At 65.4% G+C, this 25916-nt stretch carries 21 protein-coding genes, 2 tRNA genes and 1 riboswitch; of the genes, 21 read left to right on the top strand and 2 right to left on the bottom strand.

All coding sequences use genetic code 11. The annotated features are described in order from the left end of the window. The first annotated feature begins 120 nt into the window (after nucleotides 1–120). Genes ileS through ndk form a run of 4 tightly spaced genes read left to right on the top strand, consistent with a single transcriptional unit; the run spans nucleotide 121 to nucleotide 5752 of the window. The gene (ileS, locus tag ACZY1F_RS09810) at nucleotides 121–3483 is read left to right on the top strand and encodes an isoleucine--tRNA ligase (protein WP_463941520.1); all 3363 of its coding nucleotides are present in this window, start codon (nucleotides 121–123) and stop codon (nucleotides 3481–3483) included. 3 nt (nucleotides 3484–3486) lie between these two features. Next, nucleotides 3487–4845 (top strand): bifunctional folylpolyglutamate synthase/dihydrofolate synthase, encoded by a 1359-nt coding sequence (locus ACZY1F_RS09805; protein WP_463941519.1) that lies wholly within the window; start codon nucleotides 3487–3489, stop codon nucleotides 4843–4845. A 2-nt stretch (nucleotides 4846–4847) separates the two neighbouring features. Further along, complete coding sequence (locus tag ACZY1F_RS09800) at nucleotides 4848–5294, top strand: DUF4233 domain-containing protein (RefSeq protein WP_463941518.1); 447 nt, start codon at nucleotides 4848–4850, stop codon at nucleotides 5292–5294. A gap of 38 nt (nucleotides 5295–5332) precedes the next feature. Continuing rightward, on the top strand, nucleotides 5333–5752 hold the full coding sequence (ndk, locus tag ACZY1F_RS09795; protein WP_463941517.1) for a nucleoside-diphosphate kinase: 420 nt from the start codon (nucleotides 5333–5335) through the stop codon (nucleotides 5750–5752). A 114-nt stretch (nucleotides 5753–5866) separates the two neighbouring features. Here the strand turns inward: ndk and ACZY1F_RS09790 are convergent, their stop codons facing one another. Next, the gene (locus ACZY1F_RS09790) at nucleotides 5867–6541 is read right to left on the bottom strand and encodes a vitamin K epoxide reductase family protein (RefSeq protein WP_463941516.1); all 675 of its coding nucleotides are present in this window, start codon (nucleotides 6539–6541) and stop codon (nucleotides 5867–5869) included. 454 nt (nucleotides 6542–6995) lie between these two features. On the opposite strand from ACZY1F_RS09790, the gene ACZY1F_RS09785 reads away from it, so the two are divergent. The 13 genes from ACZY1F_RS09785 to ACZY1F_RS09725 all read left to right on the top strand — a co-directional run bounded on the left by ACZY1F_RS09785 (nucleotide 6996) and on the right by ACZY1F_RS09725 (nucleotide 20332). Further along, a complete protein-coding gene (locus ACZY1F_RS09785; RefSeq protein WP_463941515.1) occupies nucleotides 6996–10283 on the top strand; it encodes an Rne/Rng family ribonuclease in 3288 nt (1095 codons plus the stop codon). Between the two features lie 100 nt (nucleotides 10284–10383). Further along, nucleotides 10384–10481, top strand: a riboswitch (TPP riboswitch). Next, nucleotides 10464–12062, top strand: coding sequence for a bifunctional hydroxymethylpyrimidine kinase/phosphomethylpyrimidine kinase (gene thiD, locus ACZY1F_RS09780; RefSeq protein ID WP_463941514.1), 1599 nt, complete (start codon nucleotides 10464–10466; stop codon nucleotides 12060–12062). (Overlaps the previous riboswitch by 18 nt.) 272 nt (nucleotides 12063–12334) lie before the next feature. Further along, nucleotides 12335–12643 (top strand): 50S ribosomal protein L21, encoded by a 309-nt coding sequence (gene rplU / locus ACZY1F_RS09775; protein ID WP_018773353.1) that lies wholly within the window; start codon nucleotides 12335–12337, stop codon nucleotides 12641–12643. A gap of 61 nt (nucleotides 12644–12704) precedes the next feature. After that, nucleotides 12705–12968: a 50S ribosomal protein L27 gene (gene rpmA, locus ACZY1F_RS09770; protein ID WP_056340543.1), complete on the top strand. Its 264-nt coding sequence runs from the start codon at nucleotides 12705–12707 to the stop codon at nucleotides 12966–12968. A 116-nt stretch (nucleotides 12969–13084) separates the two neighbouring features. Further along, nucleotides 13085–14674: a GTPase ObgE gene (gene obgE, locus ACZY1F_RS09765; protein ID WP_354154924.1), complete on the top strand. Its 1590-nt coding sequence runs from the start codon at nucleotides 13085–13087 to the stop codon at nucleotides 14672–14674. A 10-nt stretch (nucleotides 14675–14684) separates the two neighbouring features. After that, complete coding sequence (gene proB, locus ACZY1F_RS09760; protein WP_463941513.1) at nucleotides 14685–15833, top strand: glutamate 5-kinase; 1149 nt, start codon at nucleotides 14685–14687, stop codon at nucleotides 15831–15833. Nucleotides 15834–15859: 26 nt separating this feature from the next. After that, nucleotides 15860–17212, top strand: a complete 1353-nt coding sequence (locus ACZY1F_RS09755) for a glutamate-5-semialdehyde dehydrogenase (RefSeq protein ID WP_463941512.1) — start codon at nucleotides 15860–15862, stop codon at nucleotides 17210–17212. A 75-nt stretch (nucleotides 17213–17287) separates the two neighbouring features. Then, on the top strand, nucleotides 17288–17518 hold the full coding sequence (locus ACZY1F_RS09750; RefSeq protein ID WP_463941511.1) for a hypothetical protein: 231 nt from the start codon (nucleotides 17288–17290) through the stop codon (nucleotides 17516–17518). 1 nt (nucleotide 17519) lies between these two features. Further along, nucleotides 17520–18188, top strand: coding sequence for a nicotinate-nucleotide adenylyltransferase (nadD, locus tag ACZY1F_RS09745; protein WP_463941575.1), 669 nt, complete (start codon nucleotides 17520–17522; stop codon nucleotides 18186–18188). A 7-nt stretch (nucleotides 18189–18195) separates the two neighbouring features. Then, on the top strand, nucleotides 18196–19491 hold the full coding sequence (locus tag ACZY1F_RS09740) for a hypothetical protein (RefSeq protein WP_463941510.1): 1296 nt from the start codon (nucleotides 18196–18198) through the stop codon (nucleotides 19489–19491). 47 nt (nucleotides 19492–19538) lie between these two features. Beyond that, on the top strand, nucleotides 19539–19940 hold the full coding sequence (gene rsfS, locus ACZY1F_RS09735) for a ribosome silencing factor (RefSeq protein WP_463941509.1): 402 nt from the start codon (nucleotides 19539–19541) through the stop codon (nucleotides 19938–19940). 100 nt (nucleotides 19941–20040) lie between these two features. Further along, a tRNA-Ala gene (locus ACZY1F_RS09730) sits at nucleotides 20041–20113 on the top strand. A 143-nt stretch (nucleotides 20114–20256) separates the two neighbouring features. Further along, nucleotides 20257–20332: transfer RNA gene (locus ACZY1F_RS09725), tRNA-Ala, on the top strand. Nucleotides 20333–20430: 98 nt separating this feature from the next. Here the strand turns inward: ACZY1F_RS09725 and ACZY1F_RS09720 are convergent. Then, the gene (locus tag ACZY1F_RS09720; RefSeq protein ID WP_463941508.1) at nucleotides 20431–21747 is read right to left on the bottom strand and encodes a class I SAM-dependent methyltransferase; all 1317 of its coding nucleotides are present in this window, start codon (nucleotides 21745–21747) and stop codon (nucleotides 20431–20433) included. Between the two features lie 84 nt (nucleotides 21748–21831). Between ACZY1F_RS09720 and ACZY1F_RS09715 the strand changes: the two genes are divergently transcribed. From ACZY1F_RS09715 to ACZY1F_RS09700, 4 genes are all read left to right on the top strand, one after another. Beyond that, complete coding sequence (locus ACZY1F_RS09715) at nucleotides 21832–22185, top strand: zinc ribbon domain-containing protein YjdM (protein ID WP_463941507.1); 354 nt, start codon at nucleotides 21832–21834, stop codon at nucleotides 22183–22185. A gap of 17 nt (nucleotides 22186–22202) precedes the next feature. Then, nucleotides 22203–23282, top strand: coding sequence for an FAD-dependent oxidoreductase (locus ACZY1F_RS09710; RefSeq protein ID WP_463941506.1), 1080 nt, complete (start codon nucleotides 22203–22205; stop codon nucleotides 23280–23282). A gap of 17 nt (nucleotides 23283–23299) precedes the next feature. After that, nucleotides 23300–24457, top strand: coding sequence for a class I SAM-dependent methyltransferase (locus ACZY1F_RS09705; protein ID WP_463941505.1), 1158 nt, complete (start codon nucleotides 23300–23302; stop codon nucleotides 24455–24457). A 179-nt stretch (nucleotides 24458–24636) separates the two neighbouring features. Next, entirely contained in the window at nucleotides 24637–25839 is a 1203-nt protein-coding gene (locus ACZY1F_RS09700; protein ID WP_463941504.1) for an ROK family transcriptional regulator, read from the top strand. The last annotated feature ends 77 nt before the right edge of the window (nucleotides 25840–25916 follow it).

Below are 25916 nucleotides of genomic sequence, written 5' to 3'. Positions count from 1 at the left end.
GTGAGGTGGTACCGCGGTCAGCGTGCAGTCCCAGGACAGCGCACCAGCCGTCCTCGCATCCTGAACGGAACCAGTCAGCAGTGGCTGAATGGTTCACCAGCTCAACCCAGGATGTCGAGAATGACGTATTACCCCAAAGCCTCAGCCTCCCCTTCGGCTGCCGTTTCGAGCGGCGCTGCCACCGGTGTCTCCCACTCCGTGAAGTTCCCGGAGATCGAGGAGCGCATCCTGAAGTACTGGGACCAGGACGGCACCTTCCAGGCCAGCATCGACCAGCGCAGCGCCGACGCCCCCGGCGGGCAGCCCGGCAGCAACGAATTCGTCTTCTATGACGGTCCTCCCTTCGCCAACGGCCTGCCGCACTACGGCCACCTCCTAACCGGGTACGCCAAGGACCTCGTGGGCCGCTACCAGACCCAGCGCGGCCGCCGGGTGGAACGCCGCTTCGGCTGGGACACCCACGGCCTGCCGGCTGAGCTGGAAGCCATGAAGCAGCTGGGCATGACGGACAAGACCCAGATCGAGACCATGGGCATCGACAAGTTCAACGACGCCTGCCGTGCCTCCGTGATGAAGTACGCCGATGAGTGGAAGAGCTACGTCACCCGCCAGGCCCGCTGGGTGGACTTCGATAACGACTACAAGACGCTCAACGTCGAATACATGGAATCGGTCCTGTGGGCGTTCAAGCAGCTGCACGAAAAAGGCCTGACCTACAACGGCTACCGCGTGCTGCCGTACTGCTGGAAGGACGAAACGCCGCTGTCCAACCATGAACTGCGCATGGACGACGACGTCTACAAGAACCGGCAGGACCAGACTGTCACGGTGACGTTCCCCATCACGGCAGGGGAGTCGGAGCTGTCGAAGCAGCTCGCCGGCGTGCAGGCGCTCGCGTGGACCACCACGCCCTGGACACTGCCCACCAACCTGGCGCTCGCCGTCGGGCCCTCCATCACGTACGCTGTGCTCCCCGCCGGACCCAACGGAGTCAAGGCTGCTTCGCCGGACGCCCCGGTTACCGGAAGCTTCCTGCTGGCCGTCGACCTGCTGGCGGCGTACGCCAAGGACCTGGGCTATGAGGATGTGGATTCCGCTGAAGCCGCCGTGACGGCAACCCACACCGGCGCTGAACTTGCCGGCCTGTCCTACGAGCCGCTGTGGAACGACTTCCGCGACGACGAAAAATATGGGACACAGAACGCCTGGCGCTTCCTCGTGGCCGACTACGTCACCACCACCGACGGCACTGGCATCGTCCACCAGGCGCCGGCCTACGGTGAGGACGACCAGAAGGTCTGTGAAGAGGCCGGTATCCCGGTAGTTCTGTCCGTGGATGAAGGTGCCAAGTTCTTGCCGCTGTTCAGCCACGGCGACCTGCACGACATCGTGGGCCTTCAGGTGTTTGAGGCCAACAAACCCATCACCCAGGTGCTGCGCGCGCAGGGCCGGCTGGTCCGCCAGGCCAGCTATGAGCACAGCTATCCGCACTGCTGGCGTTGCCGCAACCCCCTGATCTACCGCGCCGTGTCTTCCTGGTACGTGGAAGTCACCAAGTTCAAGGACCGGATGTCCGAACTGAACCAGGAGATCAACTGGATCCCCGGGAACGTCAAGGACGGCCAGTTCGGCAAATGGTTGGCCAACGCCCGCGACTGGTCCATCAGCCGCAACCGCTACTGGGGCAGCCCCATCCCGGTGTGGCAGTCCAGCGACCCCGAGTACCCGCGCACCGACGTCTACGGCTCCCTGGCCGAAATCGAGGCCGACTTCGGCCGCCTGCCGCTGAACAAGGCCGGCCAGGTTGACCTGCACCGGCCGTTCATCGACGAACTGACCCGCCCCAACCCGGACGACCCCAGGACCCCCGAAGAGGGCCAGTCCGTGATGCGCCGGGTGGAGGACGTCCTGGACGTCTGGTTCGACTCCGGCTCCATGCCGTACGGCCAGGTGCACTACCCGTTCCAGAACGAAGCCTGGTTCGACACACACAACCCGGCGGACTTCATCGTGGAGTACATCGGCCAGACCCGCGGCTGGTTCTACATGCTGCACATCCTGTCCACCGCACTGTTTGACCGGCCGGCCTTCCGGAACGTCATCAGCCACGGCATCGTGCTCGGCTCGGACGGGCAGAAGATGTCCAAGAGCCTCCGCAACTACCCGGACGTCTCCGAAGTCCTGGACCGCGACGGCTCCGACGCCATGCGCTGGTTCCTGATGTCCAGCCCCATCCTGCGCGGCGGCAACCTGGTGGTCACCGAACAGGGAATCCGCGACGGCGTCCGCCAGGTCATTCTGCCGCTGTGGAACGTGTACAGCTTCTTCACGCTGTACACAAACGCTTCCAACGTAGTTGGAGGGCAAGCGAAGGGCTACGACGCGAAGCTCCGCTACGACGGGTACGCCGACACCTTGGACCAGTACCTGCTGGCCAACACCGGCGACCTGGTCCGGAACATGACCGCCCAGCTGGACAGCTACGACATCTCCGGGGCCTGCGACGAACTGCGCAGCTACCTGGACATGCTCACGAACTGGTATGTCCGACGCAGCCGCCAGCGTTTCTTTGATGAAAGCGCTGACGCGTTCGATGCGCTCTACACGGCACTGGAGACCGTGTCCCGCGTGGCCGCCTCGCTGCTGCCGCTGGTCTCCGAGGAGATCTGGCGCGGCCTCACCGGCGGCCGCTCCGTGCACCTGGCCGACTGGCCGGACGCGGACCTGTTCCCGGCCAACGCTTCGCTGGTGGAAGCGATGGACCGTGTGCAGCAGATCTGCTCCACGGGGTCCTCGCTGCGCAAGGCCGCCAACCTGCGCGTCCGGCTGCCGCTGCAGGAACTGACCGTTGTGGCACCCGGCGCGGATGCGCTGGGAGGCTTCGCCGCCGTCGTCGCCGATGAACTGAACCTGCGCTCCGTGCGCCTGCTCGACGCCGAGAGCGCCTCCCCGGAGGAGTTCGGCATCGAGCAGAAGCTCGTGGTCAACGCCCGTGCCGCGGGACCGCGCCTGGGCAAAAACGTCCAGCAGGCCATCAAGGGCTCCAAGTCCGGTGACTGGTCAGTCCAAACAATCGACGGTGTCGACGGAGTCGTTGTTGCGGGCGGGCTGGAGCTGGAGCCGCAGGAGTACACGCTGGAGACGGTGGTGGCCGGGGCAGAGGGCGGTACTGCTGTTGCAAGAAAAGCAGTAGCTGTCCTTCCGGGCGGCGGCTTCGTGGTCCTGAACACCGAGGTCACGCCCGAACTTGAGGCCGAAGGCACTGCACGCGACATGGTCCGCGCGATCCAGCAGGCACGCAAGGACGCCGGACTGAACGTGAGCGACCGGATCCGGACCACCGTTACGGCCGTTCCCACCGTGCTCGATGCCCTGTTGGCCAACGCCGAGCTGGTCAAAACCGAAACGCTGACCCTGGAGCTGGCCACAGTTCCGGCCGAGTCAGGCGAACCACGCATCACCGTCGAAAAAGCAGAGGCCTGAGCCATGACTGACGAATTCTCCGTGGAAAGTGTCTACGCCGAGCTGCTGGGGCGTGCACCGGAAAACAAGATGGAGCCACGTCTCGCACCGCTGTTCCGGGCGATGGATGTACTGGGGGAGCCCAACAAGGCGTTCCCGATCATCCATGTGACCGGCACCAACGGCAAGACCTCCACCGCCCGGATGATTGAGGCCGGGCTGCGCGCCCACGGGCTGAGCACCGGCCGCTACACCAGCCCGCATCTGTCCAAGGTCACCGAACGGATCAGCATCGACGGCCACCCCGTCTCTGACGCAACGTTCGTCCGGATTTGGGACGAGATCCGCCCGTATCTGCAGATCGTCGACGACGAACTTACCGCCGCGGGGGAGCCCCGGCTGACGTACTTCGAGTGCCTGACCATCCTGGGCTTCGCGATCTTCGCGGACCAGCCCGTCAACGTGGCCGTGATCGAGGTGGGTCTGGGCGGCATCACCGATGCCACCAACGTGGGCGACGGCCTGGTTTCGGTGGTCACCCCCATCTCCCTGGACCACACCGACCTGCTGGGCGATACCACCGAGGAGATTGCCTACGAGAAGGCCGGCATCATCAAGCCCGGCGGCTACCTCATCAGCGCCTCGCAGCCCGTGGATGCCGCGCAGGTGCTGCTGGAGAAAGCCAAAGAAGTGGCAGTCCCGTTCCGGTTTGAAGGCGTGGAGTTCGGCGTCGAATCCCGGACGGTTGCCGTGGGTGGCCAGGTGGTGAGCATCCAGGGCATCGCCGGCCGGTACCCGGAACTGCTGCTGCCGCTGCACGGCGCCCATCAGGCCCAGAACGCGGCCGTAGCGGTGGCAGCCCTCGAAGCGTTCTTCGGCGGCGAAAAGGAACTTGACTTCGAGGTGCTCCAGGAAGCCTTCGCATCCGTCACGTCCCCGGGCCGCCTTGAAGTTGTCCGCACGGCGCCCACCATCATCGTGGACGCGGCGCACAACCCGGACGGCATCAGGGTCTCGGCCGAGGCCATCCAGGAGGCCTTCAGCTTCACCCGGCTGGTGCCGGTAGTGGGAGTCCTGAAGGAGAAGGACGCCGAAGAGATCCTGCGCCAGCTCAAGGAATCCTTGGGCGAGATCGCCCAGGAATACTGCTTCACCCAGTCCAACTCGCCGAGGGCAGTGCCCGCGGCCGAACTGGCCGAACTGGCCGTCGAAATGGGCTTCGGAGAAGACAACATCCACGTTGCTGAGAAGCTCGACGACGCCCTCGAATGGGCCGTGGAACGCGCTGAAGCCAACGACGACCTCTCCGGCGGCGTCCTGGTCACGGGTTCCATTACCCTGGTGGCCGAAGCCCGGATCCTGCTCGGAAAGACGGAGGCCTAGCCGTGGCCAAGTTGACCAAGGCGCAGCGCGAATGGCGCCCGGGAATGCCCAAGAAGCGCCGGTCCACCAAGGTGATGTTTGCCTCGACCGTCCTGCTGCTTGAAGCTTTTGTCGTCTTTTTCGCCACGTTGGCCGTCTTTGGCCTGAAGCGCGGCGAGTTTCCGCCAGCGCTGATCCTGGGTGTTGGTATCGCGCTGAGCGCAGTGATGATCTTGGCCTGCGCGGTGCTGTCCAAGCCCTGGGGTGTGGGACTGGGCTGGATCCTGCAGATTGTGCTGATCCTGACGGGCATCGTTGAACCCATGATGTTCCTGGTTGGCGCGCTGTTCGGCCTGGCCTGGTGGTACGGAATCCGCACCGGCATCAGGATCGATTCCGAGGCCGCAAAGCGCGAACGCGAACAGGCCGAGTGGACGGCTTCGCACGGGGACGCCCCGGAAGCCTCGTAGAATTGTCCCGAAACCACCCATTACGCATTGGAGCAGCTATGACCATTGAGCGCACCCTGGTACTGATCAAGCCCGACGGCGTTGCCCGCAACCTCAGCGGCGTCATCCTGGGCCGCATTGAGGCCAAGGGCTATACCCTGGCTGAACTGAAGAAGGTCGACGCCAGCCGGGAACTGTTGGAGCAGCACTACGAAGAGCACGTGGGCAAGCCGTTCTACGAGCCCCTTGTTGAATTTATGCTCAGTGGGCCGGTTGTGGCCGCGATCTTCGAAGGCCACCGCGTCATTGAAGGCTTCCGTTCCCTGGCCGGCACCACCGATCCCACAACTGCGGCTCCGGGCACCATCCGTGGCGACTTCGGCCGCGACTGGGGCCTGAAGGTCCAGCAGAACCTTGTGCACGGCTCCGACTCCGTGGACTCGGCCGAGCGCGAAATCAAGATCTGGTTCCAGGACTAAGTCCCGCACCACCACCCTTATGGCGCGAACGTACAGTTGAGGCCCTGGTTTCCGCGGAAACCAGGGCCTCAACTGTACGTTCGCGCTGTTTGGTGGGTGCGCTGAGGGTCCGCGTTAGAAGCCCGAGGTTCCGGCAAACACCTGGATGAAGGCGAAAAAGATCGTGGCGATGACTGCCACGTACAGCAACGCCGTGATGATCCAGCCTGATTCGCCCAGCACGCGTGCTGCACCTGACGGGACGGGGATGATGCCGTGGACGACGTTGCGGATGGTTACCCAGACGAAGAGCGGGATCATCGCGGCCCAGACGATCATGCAGAACGGGCACAGAATGTGGATGTCGTAAAGGGCCTGGGACCAGAGCCACACCACAAAAGCGAAGCCGAGCGTGACGCCGGCCTGGAGTCCTGCCCAGTACCAGCGGGCGAACGTGGCGCCGGACAACAGGGCCATGCCCACAGTGATGATGATGGCGAACGCCACGATGCCGATGAACATGTTGGGGAACCCGAACGCCGAGCTCTGCCAGGTCTGCATGACCTGGCCGCAGGAGATCCAAGGATTAACGTCGCAGGCCGTGACATGATTCGGGTCCTCGAGGACCGCGAGCTTTTCCAGGACCAGCGTTCCCGAGGCCAGCCAGCCGATGGCGCCGGTGATGACCATCAGCCAGCCGAACGGCCGGTTTCGTACCATCGGCGGGACAGTCCCTGGCGTGGCGGGCAACGGCTCCGCCGCAGTGGAGGCAGCCGGCGTGTCAGTGCCGTGGGAGGAAATGCTGGGCATGGTGTGTGGCGTCCTTTGCTTCGGGTGCTCCTTGCCCCGATTGTAACGCCGGTGGCTGGAAGCAGCACCCAGCCGGGCCCTCACATACTGATCCGTTTGCCCTTGCTTCCGCCGTCTTTGAGCCCGGGTGTGAGAGAATGAACATGGCTGGAGGCCGACCCACATTCGGACTCCGGTCCGGTGGCTTGTTTCAAGACCGCCAATGATGAGCAGGGCAGGCTTCGGATTCTCTGATCCGGCTTCCCGCAATTCCATTGGTCGGCACCTGGTTGTGGCGTGTAGAACAACGGGTTTCAGGACACAGCCGACGGCTCCCACGGGCTGCCGCACCCCTCTGTCGGTGCGAACCTGGGAGTATCCACTTGACTTCTGTCAACGCCCGCGGGTTTTGACAATATGGGCCCCAATGGGTGCCGGATGTGGCGGTACGTCAGGGGCAGGAGTGTTGCCACATATGGAAAACGAACAAGCACCAGCCGTTAATGATGAAGCCGTCGTGGCTGCGGAAGCGCCCAAGAAGGTTACCCGGACTCGTCGGAAGGCAGCGCCAAAGGCTGCGGAGGCCACGCCGCTGAATGACGCCGCCGAGGCTGAGCCTGCGACAGACGCGGCGCCCGAGCCCAAGGCGCCGGTTCGCCGGACCCGCGCACGCAAGAAGGTGGACACCGCCGAGCCGTTACCGGCTTTCGCTGCTGAAGTACAGGAAGCACCTGCCGCTGGCGTTACAGAGACCGTCGTGGAGCCTGCCGTCATCGAACCTGCGGCCGAAGCGGCAGCCCCTGAGGCTGCAGCGGAGACCAAACCTGTCCGACGCCGCCGCGTGGCCACGCGCAAAACCTCGGCCCCCGACGTCGCCCCCGCGGCCGCAGAACAATCAGCTGCTGAGGAGCAGGCAGCCCCCGAAGCTGCAGCAACGCCGGCCCCGGAGGCAGGGGAAGCCGCAGCTGAGGCCACCGCGCCAGCAACGGCCGCCGCCCCCGCCAAGGCTGCTGCCGTCAACGTTGCCGCCACACCGGCTGAAGCGCCGGCCGCTACTGAGCCTGCCAGCCCGTTCAGTTCCCTGTTCCTTGAGCCGACGTCCACCACGTCGGTGCTTTTCCAGGCTCCTGACCTCAGCACAGTGGTCCGCCCCGCACCGGTTGCAGCCGTGGTTGAAGAGCCGGAGGAGGACGACGCCGAAGACGGCGAAGCGGATGACGCCAACGGCCGCCGCAGGCGCCGCAGCCGTGGTCGCCGCGGACGTAGCCGCACCGGCGAAAATGATGCTGACGGCGATAGCGAAGGTGACGACGGCGCAGCCGAAGAAACCGATGACGAATCCGCCGGGCAGGCCGAAGAAGGCGTGACATCCCGTCGTCGTCGCCGTCGCCGCCGTGGCGACCAGGATCTGGAACTGACCGGAGGGGAAGGCGACGACCCGCCCAACACGGTGACCCGCGTCCGCGCACCGCGCGCCGCCGCCGAAGCGCCGGTCAACAACCGCGTCACGTCCGTCAAGGGCTCCACCCGCCTCGAAGCCAAGAAGCAGCGCCGCCGCGAATCCCGCGACACCGGCCGCCGCCGCACTGTCATCACCGAGGCCGAGTTCCTCGCCCGCCGTGAATCAGTTGACCGGCAGATGATCGTCCGCCAGCGCGACGACAGAATCCAGATCGGCGTCCTCGAAGACGGCGTCCTGGCCGAGCACTTTGTCTCCAAGACCCAGCAGGACTCCCTGATCGGCAACGTCTACCTTGGCAAGGTTCAGAACGTCCTGCCGTCCATGGAAGCGGCGTTTGTTGACATCGGACGCGGCCGCAACGCCGTTCTGTACGCCGGTGAAGTGAACTGGGAAGCCGTTAACCTCGAAGGCAAGCAGCGCCGGATCGAAAACGCGCTCAAGTCCGGAGACACCGTCCTGGTCCAGGTCACCAAGGACCCCGTGGGCCACAAGGGTGCACGCCTGACCAGCCAGATCTCGCTGCCCGGCCGCTACCTCGTGTATGTGCCCGGCGGTTCCATGACCGGCATTTCCCGCAAACTGCCCGACGTCGAACGCAACCGCCTCAAGCGCATCCTCAAGGACCGACTCCCCGAGCACGCCGGAGTCATCGTCCGCACCGCTGCCGAAGGCGCCTCGGAAGAGGAGCTCACGCACGACATCAACCGGCTGCGCGCGCAATGGGAGGGCATCGAAAGCCAGTCCACGTCCACCAAGATCCTCGCCCCGGAGCTGCTCTACGGCGAACCTGACCTCACCATCAAGGTGGTCCGTGACGTCTTCAACGAAGACTTCTCCAAGCTGATCGTCTCCGGTGAAGAGGCCTGGGACACCATCGAGGCCTATGTCACCTACGTTGCCCCGGACCTCGTGGGCCGCCTGGAAAAGTGGACCAAGGACACGGACATCTTCGCGGCGTGGCGGATCGACGAGCAGATCCACAAAGCCCTGGAACGCAAGGTCTTCCTGCCCTCGGGCGGCTCGCTGGTCATCGACCGCACCGAAGCCATGACCGTGGTGGACGTCAACACCGGCAAGTTCACCGGCAGCGGCGGCAACCTCGAAGAAACCGTCACGAAGAACAACCTTGAGGCAGCTGAAGAGGTTGTCCGGCAGCTCCGGCTCCGCGACATCGGCGGCATCATCGTCATCGACTTCATCGATATGGTCCTCGAATCCAACCGCGACCTGGTTCTCCGCCGTATGGTGGAATGCTTGGGCCGCGACCGGACGAAGCACCAGGTTGCCGAAGTGACCTCGCTGGGACTCGTGCAGATGACGCGAAAGCGTATGGGCACCGGTCTCCTGGAAGTCTTCGGGGAGCAGTGTGAAACCTGTGCAGGCCGCGGAATCGTCACCCACGACGACCCCGTGGAACACCGCCGCGCCAACATCGTAGCCGCTGAGCACCACGTGCAGCGGGTGGACAGCCGGCAGGAACCCCGCATCAACGATCAGCGCACCGACGGCATGCGCACGGACAGCCAGCGCCCGGACAGCCAGCCGGGTGGCCGCAATGACCGGAAGCGCCGCCGCGGACGTGGCGGCCAGCCGCTGGAAACGGCGCCGGCAGCTCCGGTGCAGATCCACACGGTCCACCCGGAACCCAATGATGCCGAGCGCCATGCGAAGGCTGAGGCCACGCGGGCCGCGCTTGCGAACATTGCGGCCGCAGCCCATGCTGCGCACCTGCACGACGACGAAGTTGCTCACGCATCAGCAGCAGCGGGACAGACTCCCGCTGCGCCGGTGCCGGCTGAGCGGCCCGAGACGGACTCCAACGGCCGCCCGGCCGCTGTGCTGACGTTCGGCGGCGAGCAGGTGGTACTGCCGTTCGTGGCGCATCACGAGGACCAGCCGCACGCACCTGCTTTGACGCTTGACCGCCTCGCGGAGGCCTTCGCCCACCTTGGCGAGCCGGCCCCCGTAGCGGAAAGCACGCCATCGGCGGCCCTGTCAACTGAAAGCCAGCCGGCCGAACCAGTCCGTCAGCAGCAGCCAGCCGTTGCGGAGAAGGATTACTCGGACCACACCGAGGAGCCCCGCGCCCGCCGTCCCCGGCGGAACCGGAGTGCCAGCCGTGCCCAGGGTGCAGCCAACGCGACGTCCGTGGAGCATCACGAAGCCGGTCCGGCGGCTGCCGCCGGACGCACCCATGCCGCCAAGGCCCCGGAGCCCGTCAAGGCTGCTGTGGCCGACAAACCAGCGGCCACGAACGCGCCCATCATCCTGGGTGTAGGGGTTCCGGCCTCGGAGCTCTGACAAACAGCAGGGCAAGCCACCACAACGGCGCCCGGACGCACCCGTGAATTACGGGCTGCGTCCGGGCGTCCGGCGTTAAGTCCTGAGGAACGCTAGGCTGGTGACCGACACGGGGTGCCGCGCAGAGTGCCGGCTGAGATCCACACCCGTTGAACCTGTCCGGTTAGCACCGGCGAAGGGATGTCTCTTTTGGCTTCAACTTCTGTCCTTCCTCCTGCACCACCCGCGGCCGCTCTGTCGAAATTCTCAGCCAACCAGGTTGAGGTCCAGCCGGCGCCAGGCCTGTCTGCCAACGTCCCCGTGCTCCGTGTCGTCCCGCGGGTGCTGTCCATTGCCGGATCAGACCCGTCAGGTGGCGCGGGGATCCAGGCTGATCTGAAGAGCATTGCCGCCCTTGGCGGCTATGGCATGGCGGCCATCACCGCCCTGACAGTCCAAAACACGCAGGGGGTCCGGGCGGTTCACGTCCCCCCGGCATCCTTCCTGGGCCAGCAGCTAGGCGCCATCAGCGACGACATCACCATCGACGCGGTCAAGATCGGCATGCTGGGCGACGCCGCCGTGATTGGCGTGGTCCGTGACTGGCTGGAAAGGGTGCGTCCCGCCGTCGTCGTTCTTGATCCGGTGATGGTGGCCACCAGCGGAGACCGGCTGCTGCAGGAGTCTGCCGAGGCAGCCCTGCGGGAGCTGCTCCCGCTCGCGGACCTGATCACCCCCAACCTGGCCGAATTGGCCATCCTGGTGGGGGAGCCGCAGGCACGGGACTGGCCTGTTGCGCTCGGACAGGGGCAGCGGTTGTCCGCCGCGACCGGTGCCACTGTCCTGGTCAAGGGCGGCCATCTCGACGGCGGTGCCTGCCCGGATGCCTTGGTCAACGCCGTCGGGCTGCTCGGCCACGAGGTAGTGGAAGTGAGCGGGGACAGGATCCCCACGCGCAACAGCCACGGCACCGGCTGCTCGCTGTCGTCGGCCATGGCCACAGTCCAGGCCAGACTGGGAGACTGGGAAGCCACACTCCGGCAAGTGAAGCCTTGGCTGGTCGGGGCGCTGCAGGGGGCTGACCAACTCGAGGTGGGCACGGGCAACGGCCCCATCAACCACTTCCACCACATGCAACAGGTTCCGGCAGCCGGCGAATTCGCACAGACGCTGCGGCGGGCGGCGGAGCCGGAACTTGAGGCTATCTACGGGCTGGATTTCATCCGCGACCTGGCGGCCGGCACGCTGGCTGAGGAACAGTTCGCCTATTACCTCGCCCAGGACGCCATCTACCTCAACGGTTATTCGCGGGTCCTTGCCCGGGCCAGTGCGCTGGCGCCCACGGAAGCCGCCCAGGTGTTCTGGGCAAAATCTGCCCGGCAATGCCTTGAAGTCGAATCCGAACTGCACCGCACATGGCTGAGCACCAGGACAGTGGACTCCGTCCTTGGACCTGTCACCAAGTCCTATGTGGACCACCTGCTGGCTGCCTCAACCTCCGGCAGCTACGCGGTCCTCGTGGCTGCGGTGCTGCCGTGCTTCTGGCTGTACGCCGAGGTGGGACAGTCCCTCCACAAGGAGTTCCTGGCGGCCGGTGCACCAGCGGCGCATCCCTATGCTGACTGGCTACGTGCCTATGCTGACGAGGACTTCGCACATGCCACCCGCGAGGCGATCACCTTGGCCGACGACGCCGGCCGAAGTGCCTCCGACGATGAACGTGCAGCGATGCTCGTGTCATTCAGGCAGTCGTGCCGGTTCGAGGTGGAATTTTTCGACGCGCCGCGAATTCATTCCTGACAGTCTGGGGCCCGCGTGGCCTGTACGATAGTCAGGCACGGTTTTGGATTGTCAGTGCAGTACCTGCTTGTGGGTCCTATCACAGACAACCGACCGTAACCAGCCTCATTTGCGGCCGAAGGCAAAATTAGCGTATTCTAGATCTTCGGTGCTTACGCCAACACTTGGGTTACGACCCCACGGCGTTGAGGCACAGCGAGAACCCAGCCAAATATGGAATCGGGTTCAGCACGCAAATTTAGTAATAAACGTCGAGAGAAGTGAGTTCCCAAGTGGTGTACGCGATTGTCCGCGCAGGCGGCCGCCAAGAGAAGGTTTCCGTTGGAGACTTCGTTACCCTGAACCGCGTCCCCGGTGGAGCCGGCAGCACTTTTGAGTTGCCCGCACTGCTCCTGGTAGACGGTGACAAAGTCACCTCTGCTGCTGCGGACCTGGCCAAGGTAACGGTTACGGCTGAGATCCTCGAAGACCTCCGTGGTCCGAAGATCGTCATCCAGAAGTTCAAGAACAAGACCGGTTACAAGAAGCGCCAGGGTCACCGTCAGGAATTGACCAAGGTCAAGATCACGGGTATCAAGTAACTCTTCGTTACTGTTCAGGTTCTTCAGCAGATTCCCCAGAATTTAAAGGCAGGCATTTCAAATGGCACATAAAAAAGGCGCGAGTTCCACTCGCAACGGTCGTGACTCCAACGCCCAGTACCTCGGCGTCAAGCGCTTCGGCGGCCAGGTAGTTTCCGCAGGCGAGATCATCGTCCGCCAGCGTGGCACCCACTTCCACCCGGGCGCCGGCGTTGGACGTGGCGGCGACGACACACTGTTCGCACTGGCCCCGGGAGCCGTTCAGTTCGGCACCCGCCGCGGTCGCCGCGTTGTCAACATCGTTGCTGCTGCAGCTGCAGAGTAACAAATAGTTCTGAAGCGGTGGAGCGGACCATTTGGTCCGCTCCACTGTTCTTTTAACCGCATTACAATCGTCTTGGCGCCTTTGGGCGTCCAGGAAACAGCACTGAGGAGATCCACGTGGCGAGCTTTGTAGACCGGGTAGTACTGCACGTATCCGGCGGTACCGGCGGCCACGGCTGTGTCTCTGTCCACCGTGAGAAGTTCAAGCCCCTGGGCGGTCCCGACGGCGGCAACGGCGGCGACGGCGGCGACGTCATCCTGCGTGTTGATCACCAGACCACCACGCTGCTTGACTACCACCACGCCCCGCACCGCCACGCCACCAACGGTGGCCCCGGTATGGGTGACTGGCGCGGCGGCAAGAGCGGCGAGACCCTCATCCTGCCGGTGCCGGACGGCACTGTGGTCAAGGCCAAGGACGGCACCGTCCTTGCGGACCTCGTCGGCGAAGGCGCCGAATATGTGGCGGCCGCAGGCGGCCTGGGCGGCCTGGGCAATGCCTCGCTGTCCTCGCAGAAGCGCCGTGCCCCGGGCTTCGCCCTGCTGGGTATCGAGGGTGACGCCCGTGACATTGTGCTGGAACTGAAGTCCATCGCCGATATTGCGCTGGTGGGTTTCCCCTCTGCCGGAAAATCCAGCCTGATCGCAGCCATGTCCGCCGCGCGGCCCAAGATCGCCGATTACCCGTTCACCACGCTGATCCCGAACCTGGGTGTTGTCCAGTCCGGCGATGTCCGCTTCACCATTGCCGACGTGCCGGGCCTCATCGAGGGCGCCAGCGAAGGCAAGGGCCTTGGCCATCACTTCCTGCGCCACGTGGAGCGCTGCGCGGCCCTGGTGCACGTGCTGGACTGCGGCACGCTTGAATCGGACCGCGACCCGTTGGCAGACCTGGCCATCATCGAGGCCGAGCTGGAAAAATACTCTGTAGACATGAGCTTCGCGGGTGCCGACGGCGAAGTGGTTCCGCTGAACCACCGTCCGCGCCTGGTCGCCTTGAACAAGGTAGACCTGCCGGACGGCAAGGACATGGCTGAATTTGTCCGCCCGGAACTCGAGTCACGCGGCTACCGGGTCTTCGAAATCTCGGCTACCAGCCACGAGGGTCTCCGCCAGCTGGGCTTCGCCATGGCGGAAATCGTCCAGGCCGCCCGTGCCGCCCTCGCGGCCGCCCCGCCCAAGGTCCAGCCGCCCATCCTCCGGCCCCGTGCCGTCAACGAATCCGGCTTCAAGATCCGCCGTGAGGAAAAGAACCTCGAGCCGCTCTTCCGCGTATTGGGCGACAAGCCCGTCCGCTGGGTTAAGCAGACCGACTTCACCAACGAGGAAGCCATCGGCTACCTCGCGGACCGTCTGGCCAAGCTCGGCGTCGAAAACGAACTGTTCAAGCAGGGCGCCACTCCGGGCGACACCGTGGTGATCGGTGAGGACGACGGCGTCGTCTTCGACTGGGAACCCACCATGATGGCCGGCGCAGAACTGCTGGCCGCCCCGCGTGGCACCGACGTCCGGTTCGCCGACATCGGCGACCGGCCTACCCGCGGACAGAAGCGGGACGAGCAGGTGGAACGCCGGGAGGCCAAGGCTGCCGCCCGTGCCGAGCTCGAGGCCGAGCGCAAGGCCGGGATCTGGACCGAATCGGTCAGCGGCCGCCGCGCTGCCAAGCCGGTCACTGAAAGTGGACTGGGCGTGGAAGATGACGAGTGAGGCCACTGAAATGACCGAAAGTTCCGCAGTAATCATCGAGGAACCCAAAGACGACCGCAGGGTGCTCGCCCGGGCCCGCCGGATCGTTGTCAAAGTAGGGTCGTCGTCGCTGACCAGCATCAAGGGCGGCATCTCGGAAGAGTCCCTGACCGCCCTCTCAGATGTCCTGGCCGCCAAACATAACGCCGGCACCGAAATTATCCTGGTTTCCTCGGGAGCTATCTCCGCAGGGCTTGCGCCCCTCGGCCTGGTCAAGCGTCCTCGTGACCTCGCGACCCAGCAGGCTGCCGCCAGCGTGGGCCAGGGCCTGCTGATGGCGCGCTACACGCACGCATTCGGCGCCCACGGCGTCACCGTCAGCCAGGTGCTGCTAACGGCAGATGACCTCATGCGTCGCAGCCACCACGCGAACGCGTTCCGTGCACTGAACCGCCTCCTCAACCTCGGCGTGGTGCCGGTGGTCAACGAAAACGACACGGTCGCCACGCACAAGATCCGGTTCGGCGACAACGACAGGCTCTCAGCGCTCGTGGCCCATCTGGTCCGCGCTGACGCCCTGTTGCTGCTGTCCGACGTCGACTCGATATACGACGGCCCGCCAGCCAAGGGCGCCAAGCGCATCTCCCAGGTGGACGGCCCCGAAGATCTTGAGGCAGTGACCATCGGGAAGCCCGGCAAGGCAGGCGTAGGCACCGGCGGAATGCAGACTAAAGTCGAGGCTGCCATCATGGCCGCCGATTCCGGCATTCCGGCGCTGGTCACCTCCACCGCCAACGCCGCAGCCGCCCTGGCCGGCGAGGACGTGGGCACCTGGTTCACCGTCAACAGCGGCCGGAAGTCCGTGCGGATGATGTGGCTGGCCCACCTGGCGCATGTCCAGGGCCGGCTCTTTCTTGACGACGGCGCCGTGCATGCTGTGCGGGACAACCGCTACTCGCTGCTCCCTGCCGGGATTTCATCGGTGGACGGCACCTTCGAAGCCGGCGACGCCGTCGAGATGGTGGCCGGCGACGGTACCGTCATCGCACGCGGCTTGGTTAATTACTCTTCCGAAGAGCTTCCCCAGATGCTGGGGCGCTCCACAGTGGAACTGGGCGAGTCCCTGGGCCGCGGATTCGACCGTGAGGTTGTCCATATCGACGACCTGGTTCTGGTCTGAGCGGTCCGCTCGCTTAGACTTGAAGGATGACTGAGGCACTGATTTCCCAAGCCCCTGGCACTTCCAACGATTCGAATGCGGTTCCGTCCAGGCCGGAACAGGCGAGTACCCCCACTCCGGCGGAGGTTGAGGCAGCCGTCCACGCCATCGCTGACCGCTCACGGCAGGCTGCCCGCCAGATGGCCGGGGCCAACCGCGCCTTGAAGGACAGTGGCCTGCGGGCAATCGGTGCTGCACTGCTGGACCGGAAGGACTTCATCCTGTCCGCCAACGCCAAGGACGTGACGGCCGGCAAAGCCAACGGCACGTCGGCGGCCCTGCTGGACCGCCTCACCCTGACCGAAAGCCGGATCGACGGACTCGTGGCTTCCCTGGAGAACCTGGCCAGCCTGCCGGATCCGGTAGGAAACGTGGTCCGGGGCCAGACGCTACCCAATGGGCTGCGCCTGCGCCAGATCAACGTTCCCATGGGAGTGGTGGCGGCCATTTACGAGGCCCGTCCCAACGTCACGGTGGACATAGCCGGCCTTGGCCTTAAGAGCGGGAACGCCGTCATCCTCCGCGGCGGTACGGCTGCCGCCTTCACCAACGAAGCGCTGGTCCAGATTCTCCGTGAAGCCCTGGACTCCGTCGAGCTGCCGGCGGACGCCGTTCAGACTGTGGACCAGTACGGCCGTGAAGGCGCGAATGCTCTGATGCGGGCGCGCGGTCGCGTCGATGTCCTGATTCCGCGCGGCGGCCGGGACCTGATCCAGTCCGTGGTGCTGAACGCTGCCGTGCCGGTCATCGAGACCGGTGAGGGCAACGTGCATATCTTCATCGACGAATCCGCCAGCGAGGAAATGGCGGTAGAGATCCTGCTCAACGCCAAGACCCAGCGGCCCAGTGTTTGCAACACCGTGGAGACTCTGCTGGTCCACTCGCGGTCCACCGTGCTGCCCGCCGTCGCCGCCGCGCTGCGTGGAGCCGGCGTCACGCTCCATGCCGACGAGCGCATCCGCGCAGCCCTGCCGCCTTCCATCGAGTCCGAACCGGCAACGGATGAGGACTGGGGAACCGAGTACATGGACCTGGACCTGGCCGTGGCCATGGTGGACAGCCTGGATGAGGCCGTCAAGCACATCCGGACCTGGACTACCGGCCACACCGAAGCCATCCTCACCAACAATCTCGCCAACGCGGAGCGGTTTATCGCCGAGATCGATTCGGCGGCGGTCATAGTCAACGCCTCCACGCGGTTTACCGACGGCGGCGAACTGGGCCTGGGTGCCGAAGTCGGCATCTCCACGCAGAAGCTGCACGCCCGCGGTCCCATGGGACTGACTGAGCTCACCACCACTAAATGGATTGTTCAGGGCGAGGGCCAGGTCCGCGTGTAGCAACGCGGTAATATAGACACAAGTCCGGAACGGCGGGACAATCCGCTGCCACATCCTTGAACCTTAGGGGAGAAAATGCTGCTCCAGCAGATTGCCATGACCGTTGCCGAAGGCGGGGAACACGCGCCCGCTCCGATCTGGGCTGAGCCGTGGGTCTTCGGCGTATCCATTTTCTCCATCTTGCTGGTGTTGATGTTTGTCACGCTGTCCTACTCCAACCTGGGCAACCGTCACACGGTCACGGAAGAGCACGCTGATCCGCACCGCCAGCACCCCAACAAGCACGACCACGGCCAAGGCCACTGACATTTCGCGTGTTCTGCACCGTGATGGTGCGCAGGGGCGGCTGCGGCTGGGCGTGATGGGCGGGACGTTTGATCCCATCCACCACGGCCACCTTGTTGCAGCCAGTGAGGTGGCCGCCAAGTTCGGCCTGGATGAAGTGGTCTTTGTCCCCACGGGACAGCCGTGGCAGAAGTCGCACAAGCAGGTCAGCGAGCCTGAGCACCGCTACCTTATGACGGTGATCGCCACGGCATCGAACCCCCGCTTCACCGTCAGTAGAGTGGATGTTGACCGGCCCGGTCCCACGTATACCATTGATACCTTGCGGGATCTCCGGACCCAGCGTCCGGATGCTGATCTGTTCTTCATCACCGGTGCGGATGCGCTGGCACAGATCCTGTCGTGGAAGGACATCGATGAGCTGTGGTCCCTGGCCCATTTTGTCGGAGTGACACGGCCGGGACACGTGCTTGATGGCATGGGCCGCAAAGACGTCAGCCTCCTCGAAGTGCCCGCCATGGCCATCTCGTCCACGGACTGCCGTGTGCGTGTAGCCGGGAACAACCCCGTCTGGTACCTCGTGCCTGACGGAGTGGTCCAATACATTGCCAAATATGGTCTGTACGCCGAGGGAGCAGATCCCCAAGTCGTCCGAACTACCGAACCAGACGAGCCAGCCAGTACTGAATGAGCCCCCAATGAGTCAGGAACAGCCCCCCGTCCGCAGCCGCCGCGAACTGCGGCAGGCCAGAGATGAGAACACGGCTCCCGGGTCTAACAGCCCGGGCCAGGTTTCGCCTGCCTCAAAACAACGGCGCGCGGCTGACGCCCCCGTCGACTCCGTCCCCGAGCAGTCCCAGGCGGAGCGGTCCTCACAGATCCGGGCCCGCGATCGCGCGGCCCTTCGTGCCATCAAGGAACTTGAGGAGAAAGAGGGCCAGCTTTCTGCTGGCGGCCCTCCCACCCGCAGGCAGCTGAGGCTCCAGCAACTGAAGGAACAGGCCGTCACATCGGCCCATCCCATCATTCCCGCTCCGATGGGGCAGCCACTGCCAAGCCAACCGGCGCCGAGCCAACCCAAGCAAGGGCAAGCCAAACCGGGTCAGGCCACGCCAGGGCCACCGAAGCCGGGTCACGGCACTGCTGTATCCGCCGAAAAAGTCGGGCCCGCCGCGCCGACCAAGGGTGCAGGCGTTCCGGCTGGCATGAGCGTGGAGCAGGCCCTCGCGGCCCGCACACTCATCGCCGAGCAGGCCAAGAACCAACTGGCCAAGATGGAACACATCGCCTCGCTGGACCCCGAAGCGGTGGATCCGGACATCCTCGCGGAACAGATCGCCTTGGCCGAGCGTGCGGCGATACTCAACCGCCGGGCGATGGCCAAGCAGAAGCTGGCCGAGCAGGCCGCTCCGGCGCAGCCAGTGTCAGCGCGCGCGCAGGCAGCCTCTACGGTCGAGGCCACCCAATCCGTTCCCCAGACTGGTCCGGCCACCGCCGACAACCTGGCCATGGTGACGCCGCTGGAATTCGTGCAGGTACCCGGCGTCGACCGTCCTGTGATGAAACCCCCGGCGACCTCCTACGTGCCGCTGATGACCCAGCCCGGACCGAAGGTCCGGCCAGGCGGGAAGGGCCGCCGGCCGTCCACGACGTCAAAGGCGGCGGCCGCTGATTCTGCACAGGCAGCCGCTTCGGGCCGTTCAAGGGTGATCGCCCGTGCGGAAGCTGCTGCCAGAGCGGCCGCGGCACCGAAGCGCGTCGTCCCCGTCCAGCCTGTCGAAGCCGATCTGCGAGTGGGGGAGCCGGAAGACCTGTTCGATGACCTGCCGCGCATCCCGGCCCGGTCAGCCCATGGGCTGGAGCCGCTGGATGCGGCAACAGCAGGCCTGGCCCGCGCGAAGCGGCTTAGGCTAATGCAGGTCCTGGTCCTGGCCTTTGGGATTGTGGCCCTTATTTCCGGCGTCATCCTGATCGTCAGCGGCATCTCCAGCTGACCAGGCAACGCCCCTTTACGAAGCTTTAGAAAACTACAAGGAGTCCCATGACTGCAACAGATTCATCCATCGCCATTGCCCGCCAAGCCGCCAGGGCAGCCGCGGACAAGATTGCCCACGACATCGTGGCCCTCGATGTCAGCGAACGCCTGGCACTGGCCGACATCTTCCTCATCGCATCCGCGCCGAGCGAGCGCCAGGTCAACGCCATCGTTGACGGCATCGAAGAAGAACTTTCAAAGCAGGACCTCCGTCCGGTACGCCGCGAAGGCCGCTCCGGCGGGCGCTGGGTACTGCTGGATTACTCGGACATCGTCATCCACGTCCAGCATGAAGAGGACCGCGTTTTCTACGCCCTGGAGCGTCTGTGGAAAGACTGCCCCGTCGTTGACCTGCAGTTGGGCGAAGACACTTCAGCCAAGGCGACGGCGGCATCCGACTCCGAATAGCAGGCCTTGCCGGCCCGAATATGCCCGATTTGGAATTTTCGGAAAAGCTGGTCTAAGATATTTAAGTTGCTCCGGGGAGACCGCGGAGTAACGAAGGTCCGGGGCTGTGGCGCAGCTGGTAGCGCACCTGCATGGCATGCAGGGGGTCAGGGGTTCGAGTCCCCTCAGCTCCACCGGATAATCCGCCGGAATCGAAAGATTCCGGCGGATTTTTTTATGGCAGGAAAACGCACTTCCCGATTGGCGCCGGGCGAAGATTTCTATTAAGCTGATCAGGTTGCTTCGGGCGTTCTGAACCGCGGAGGGACACAAGTTTGGGGCTGTGGCGCAGCTGGTAGCGCACCTGCATGGCATGCAGGGGGTCAGGGGTTCGAGTCCCCTCAGCTCCACCAAACAGGACCTTGGTCCGCAAAAAAGAGCCACCCGGCCGGGTGGCTCTTTTTTGTTTGAGCACGGAGCCCGGTTCGGCGGGCGCTCGAATAGTGTGCGCTCAGATCCACTCCGTCCGACGCAGCGGCGGCCCGTCCCCGCCGGCACGCTGAACCAGTACCTGGTTGACGCCCGTGATGCCGGTTTCAAAGCCAATGGCACTGGAAGCCATATAGAGGCGCCACACCCGCGCCCGGCCCAGGCTCGTGAGCCGGACGGCTTCGTCCCAGTTCTCCTCGAGCCTGCGCACCCACGCCCGCAGGGTCAGCGCATAGTGCTGGCGCAGGGCCTCCACGTCCAGCACTTCGAACCCGCCGTTCTCCAGCGCGCTGACCATCTCGCCGAGGCTGATCATCTCGCCGTCCGGAAAGACGTAGCGCGGAATGAAGGAATCCGGATCCGGCTTGGTGGGGCCGGCATTCCAGGAGATGGCGTGGTTGAGCAGCCGGCCGCCGGGACGGAGCAGGCCGTGCAGCACCTCCACGTAGTGGGGTGTCTGTTCCCGGCCCACATGTTCGGACATGCCGATGGAGCTGATGGCGTCGAACGGCCCGTCGGAGATATCCCGGTAATCCTGTACCCGAATATCGATGTTTTCAGTCAGGCCGGCGTGGGCGGCACGTTTGCGCGCGAGCACAGCCTGCTCCATGGAGAGCGTCACCCCCACCACCGTGACGCCGTAGTGCTGCGCCGCGTGCAACGCGAAGCTGCCCCAGCCGCAGCCCACGTCCAGTACCCTCATCCCCGGCCTAAGCCCCAGCTTCCGGCAGACAAGGTCCAGCTTGGCCTGTTGTGCCTCGTCCAGTCCGGCCGGGAGGCCGCGGCCTCCGGGGACGCCGCCGTCGGCTCCATCCGCCCACACCGCGCAGGAGTAGACCATTGATGGTCCCAGCACGAGGGCGTAAAAGTCGTTGCCGACGTCGTAATGGTGCGAGATGGCCGCGGCGTCGCGCCGCCTGGTGTGGAGCCTACCCTTCCGCGTGACCCGTGATTCTTCAGGAGGCGGTGCAGGGTTGGGACCCAGCGCGCGCAGCCGGACGGCCGTGCTGACCAGCGTGGCCAGTTCACGCGGTGTCAGGGGCCGGAAAGGCCCTGGCTCGGAAAACTTGCCCACGGAGCTGAGCGCCGTGAAGGCAGCAAAGATGTCGCCGGGGGCGTCGATGTCTCCGGCGACGTAGGCGCGGCTGAGCCCGAGCTGCCCCGGTGACCACAGGATCCGGCGCAGGGCGCGGCGTGACCTGAATTCGAGGACGGGGGCGTCGGGCGGCCCCGCCTCGGAACCGTCCCACGCCCGGAGGCGCAAGGGTATTTCCGCCGTGCCCAGGACGATGCCCAGTGCGTTAGCCAGCAGCGACGCTGCCCCTTTTTCTGTTCCCATGGTCCACGCCTTTCGTCTGCCTAGGGCCAACAGTACGACGACGGCGCGCGCCTGTCAGCGCAGCGGCGCGATTATCATGGGGGAGTGAATGAGACGTTGCCGCCATGCCCCGAATGTTCCAGTGCCTACACCTACGAGATGGGTGCGCTCCTGGTCTGCCCGGAATGCGGCCACGAGTGGTCCGCCGAGGCAGCGGAGGCCACGGCGGGGGCCGGGCCACGGGTCATCAAGGATGCGGTGGGCAACATCCTCGCCGACGGCGACACTGTCACGGTGGTCAAGGACCTGAAAATCAAGGGCAGCTCCGGTGTCATCAAGGTAGGCACCAAAGTCCGCGGGATTCGGCTGATGGACGGCGTGGGCGATCACGACATCGACTGCAAAGTGGACGGTGTAGGACCGATGCAGCTCAAATCCTCCGTGGTGAAGAAGGTCTAGCAGAAACCGGCAAGAGCATGGACAACGGAACCACCGACGTTGCGGTCATCGGCGCGGGCCAGGCGGGACTCTCCGCCGCCTACCACCTGCAGCGTCGGGGGATTGACTACAAGGTCCTGGACGCCGAGGAAGGCCCAGGCGGCGCCTGGCGCCACCGCTGGAAGAGCCTGGTCATGGCCACGGTCAACGGCATCAGCGACCTTCCCGGCATCGCGAAGCCTGACGTGGATCCCACGGAACCGAGCTCAGAGTTCCTGAGCCGGTACTTCGCCGGGTACGAGCGCGACCTCGGGATTGAGGTCGCGCGCCCCGTCAAGGTCACCTCGGTCGCCAGGGAAGACGCTGATCCAGCAGGACGCCTGCGGATCAGCACCGACAGTGGCCACTGGTCAGCGAAGGCTCTCATCAACGCAACCGGTACGTGGACCCGGCCGTTCTGGCCCATCTATCCGGGCCGCGCCACGTTCAGGGGCCGGCAACTGCATGTGGCCGATTACGTCTCCGCCGAGGAGTTCCGCGGCCTGCACGTCATCGTGGTGGGTGGCGGAATTTCCGCTGTCGGGCTGCTGGATGAGGTCTCGCAGGTCACCAGCACGAGCTGGTTCACCCGGCGGGAACCGGACTGGCGCGACGCCGCGTTCGATGCCCAGGCCGGCCACAACGCCGTCGCCCTTGTGGAGGAACGCGTGCGGCAGGGTCTGCCGCCGCAAAGCGTGGTGGCCGTGACCGGCCTCATCTGGACGCCGGCTCTGAGGGCGGCAGCACACCGCGGGGCGTTGGACCGCCAGCCTATGTTCACCGCCATAGAGCCCGACGGCGTCCGGCTCACCGATGGGAGCCTGCTCCGTGCCGACGTCATCCTGTGGGCCACCGGGTTCCGTGCCGAGCTCGAACACCTGGCGCCGCTGCACCTCCGGGGACCCGGCGGCGGCATCGCCATGGAAGGGACCCAGGTGGCAATTGAGCCGCGCGTCCACCTGGTGGGTTACGGGCCGTCGTCGTCCACCATCGGCGCCAACAGGGCGGGCCGGGCCGCCGTCACGGCGATCCTCAAACTGCCCGCCCTTGCACCACCCGCATCAACCACCCGCACATGACCAGATGGCAGGAATCTGTGGCACAGAACAATCTCGAGGACATCTTCGGCACGCTCCGGCGCCACCCGGATGTCGAGGCCCCCAACCTCCAGGCCTGGGACGCCACGGACCGGCTGCTGCTGGAAGCCGCCGCTGCGCGCACGGAACCGGGGACGCGGCTGACTGTAATCGGCGACCGTTACGGCGCCCTCACCCTCGGTGCGTTGGCCACTCTGGGGGTCCGGCGGGTCCGTGTGCACGAGGACCTCATCACGGGGGAGCGCGCCCTCCGGCACAACGCCGCGGCCACGGGGCTCGCACCGGCGGATCCCGTAGTTGTTGACGCGGGGTTCGAACAGTTGGCGTTGGGGGAGGAGCTGCTGTCCGACGCGGAGCTGGTGCTGCTCCAACTGCCGCGGACCCTGGCGGAGCTTGAAGAAATCGCCGCCGCCGTGGCGCGTTATGCCGCCCCTGGCGTGGTGCTGCTCGCCGGCGGGCGGATCAAACACATGTCCCTGGGAATGAACGCGGTCCTGGAACGCCACTTCGAGACGCTCCAGCCCCAGTTGGCGCGGCAGAAGTCCCGGATCATCCTGGCCACCGGCGCCCGGCAAACCGATGCGCACGAGTGGAGTCCCGCCGTCGAACGCCTTACCGAGCTGGACCTGGATGTTGCTGCGCACGGTGCCGTCTTTGCTGGAACGAAACTGGACATCGGGACCAGGTTCCTCCTGACGTTCCTGCTGGAAATGCCGCAGGCCGGGCACGCCATTGATCTGGGCTGTGGCACCGGCATCCTCGCTGCCATGTACGCCCGCCAGAACCCCGCGTCAAGGGTCACGGCCACGGACCGGTCCGCAGCCGCCGTCGCCTCCGCCCGGGCCACCGCGCGGGCCAACGGCCTCGAGGACCGGATTACCGCCCTCCAGGATGACGCGATGAGCACCTTCCCTGCCGGAAGCGCCGAGCTGGTCCTGTTGAATCCGCCCTTCCACCTGGGCGCCAGTGTGCATGCCGGTGCGGGCATCAAACTGTTCGAGGCGGCGGCCAGGGTCCTGGCCCCGGGCGGTGAGCTGTGGACGGTCTTCAACCGGCACCTGCAGTACCTCCCGGCGCTGGAGCGGCTGGTAGGTCCCACCACCGTGAGGGGCGGCAACCCAAAGTTTATGGTGGCGGTCAGCACCAGGCGGCCATAGGCGCGTCAGCAGGGCAACTGGCGCCCCGGCCGCGTCACGGCCCAACCTCCGGCTCTGGGCGTTGATCAGGGGGTAACGTACGATTCAGACAATATGAGTACGCGGCCGAAAACCTAGGGGAGACCGTGCCAGAAATTCGCCAGTCCTCGGCGCCACGGCGCGGGACCAATCTTCCGCGCATGGGGGACTTTAACCTCACGGTCATCCTGGATGCCATCCGCCGGTCATCCGGCGGACTGAGCCGCGTGGAGCTCGCCCAGATTGTGGGCCTCTCGCCGCAGACTATCTCCAACATCTCCCGCCGCCTGCTTGACCAGCACCTGATCGTCGAAGCCGGCAAAGAAGGCAGCGGCCCCGGCAAGCCGCGCACCATGCTTCGCCTCAACCCGGGCGGTATGTACGCCATTGGCGTGCACCTGGACCCTGCCGTCACCACGTTCGTGGTCCTCGATCTCGTGGGCGCCGTTGTTCAGCATTCCCGGATCAAAACACCCGGCGGAAATGATCCTGCCGCCGTAATTTCCACTATGGCCACCGAGATTGAACAGCTGGTTGCCGAGTCCGGCGTGGACAAAAGCCGGATCGCCGGCCTGGGCCTGGCCGCTCCGGGACCCATCGACCTGGACAATGGCACCGTGGTGGATCCGCCGCTGCTGCCGGGCTGGGACCGGGTGGAACTCCGGGACGCCCTGGCCAAGGCCACCGGCTACTCCGTCCTGGTGGATAAGGACGTCACCAGTGCCGCCGTCGCCGAAACATGGGCCGGCGGGCCCAGCGGCTCGGGCAGTTTCATCTTTATGTACATGGGCACCGGTATCGGCTGCGGCATCGTCCTGAACGATGAAGTAGTCCGCGGAACATCAGGAAATGCCGGCGAAATCGGCCACATCGTGGTGGATCCCGACGGCCCGCCCTGCGATTGCGGCCTGCGCGGCTGTGTGAAGTCCTCGGCCATCCCGCAGGTACTCGTAGCGGAGGCCGTCGCCGCGGGCATCCTGAACGGCTCCGGAAAGCACACCAGCGGAGCCGAAGTGCAGCAGAGCTTTGCGCAGCTGTGCGATCTCGCCGACGCCGGCGACGACAAGGCCCTGGCCATCATCGACAAGTCGGCCGTGCTCGTGGCCCGGGCCGTCTCCGTGGTCACCAACACGCTGGACGTGGAGCGGGTAGTGTTCGGCGGGCCCTTCTGGAGCAGGATCGCTGACCGCTACCTGGAGAAGATTCCTGCCCTGGTGGACGCCAACAGTGCGGCCCGCCTGATCCACACCATCGAAGTTGTCGGCACGGGAGTCGGTGAGGACGTGGGCGCCATTGGAGCTGCCTGCCTGGTCCTGGAGCATACACTGGCGCCCCGGGCGCAGCGGCTTCTCCTGGAAGTCTGAAACGGACGTCTGACCGGGGCCTCCTTGCCAGTGGCAGGAGCCCCATCTAGCATGTGGATATCGCCGCGGCTGGGGCC

It is taken from the genome of Pseudarthrobacter xylosi, from assembly GCF_055412765.1.
The sequence above is the reverse complement of the archived record's forward strand: the minus strand, read 5'-3'. Positions and strand labels throughout refer to the sequence as shown.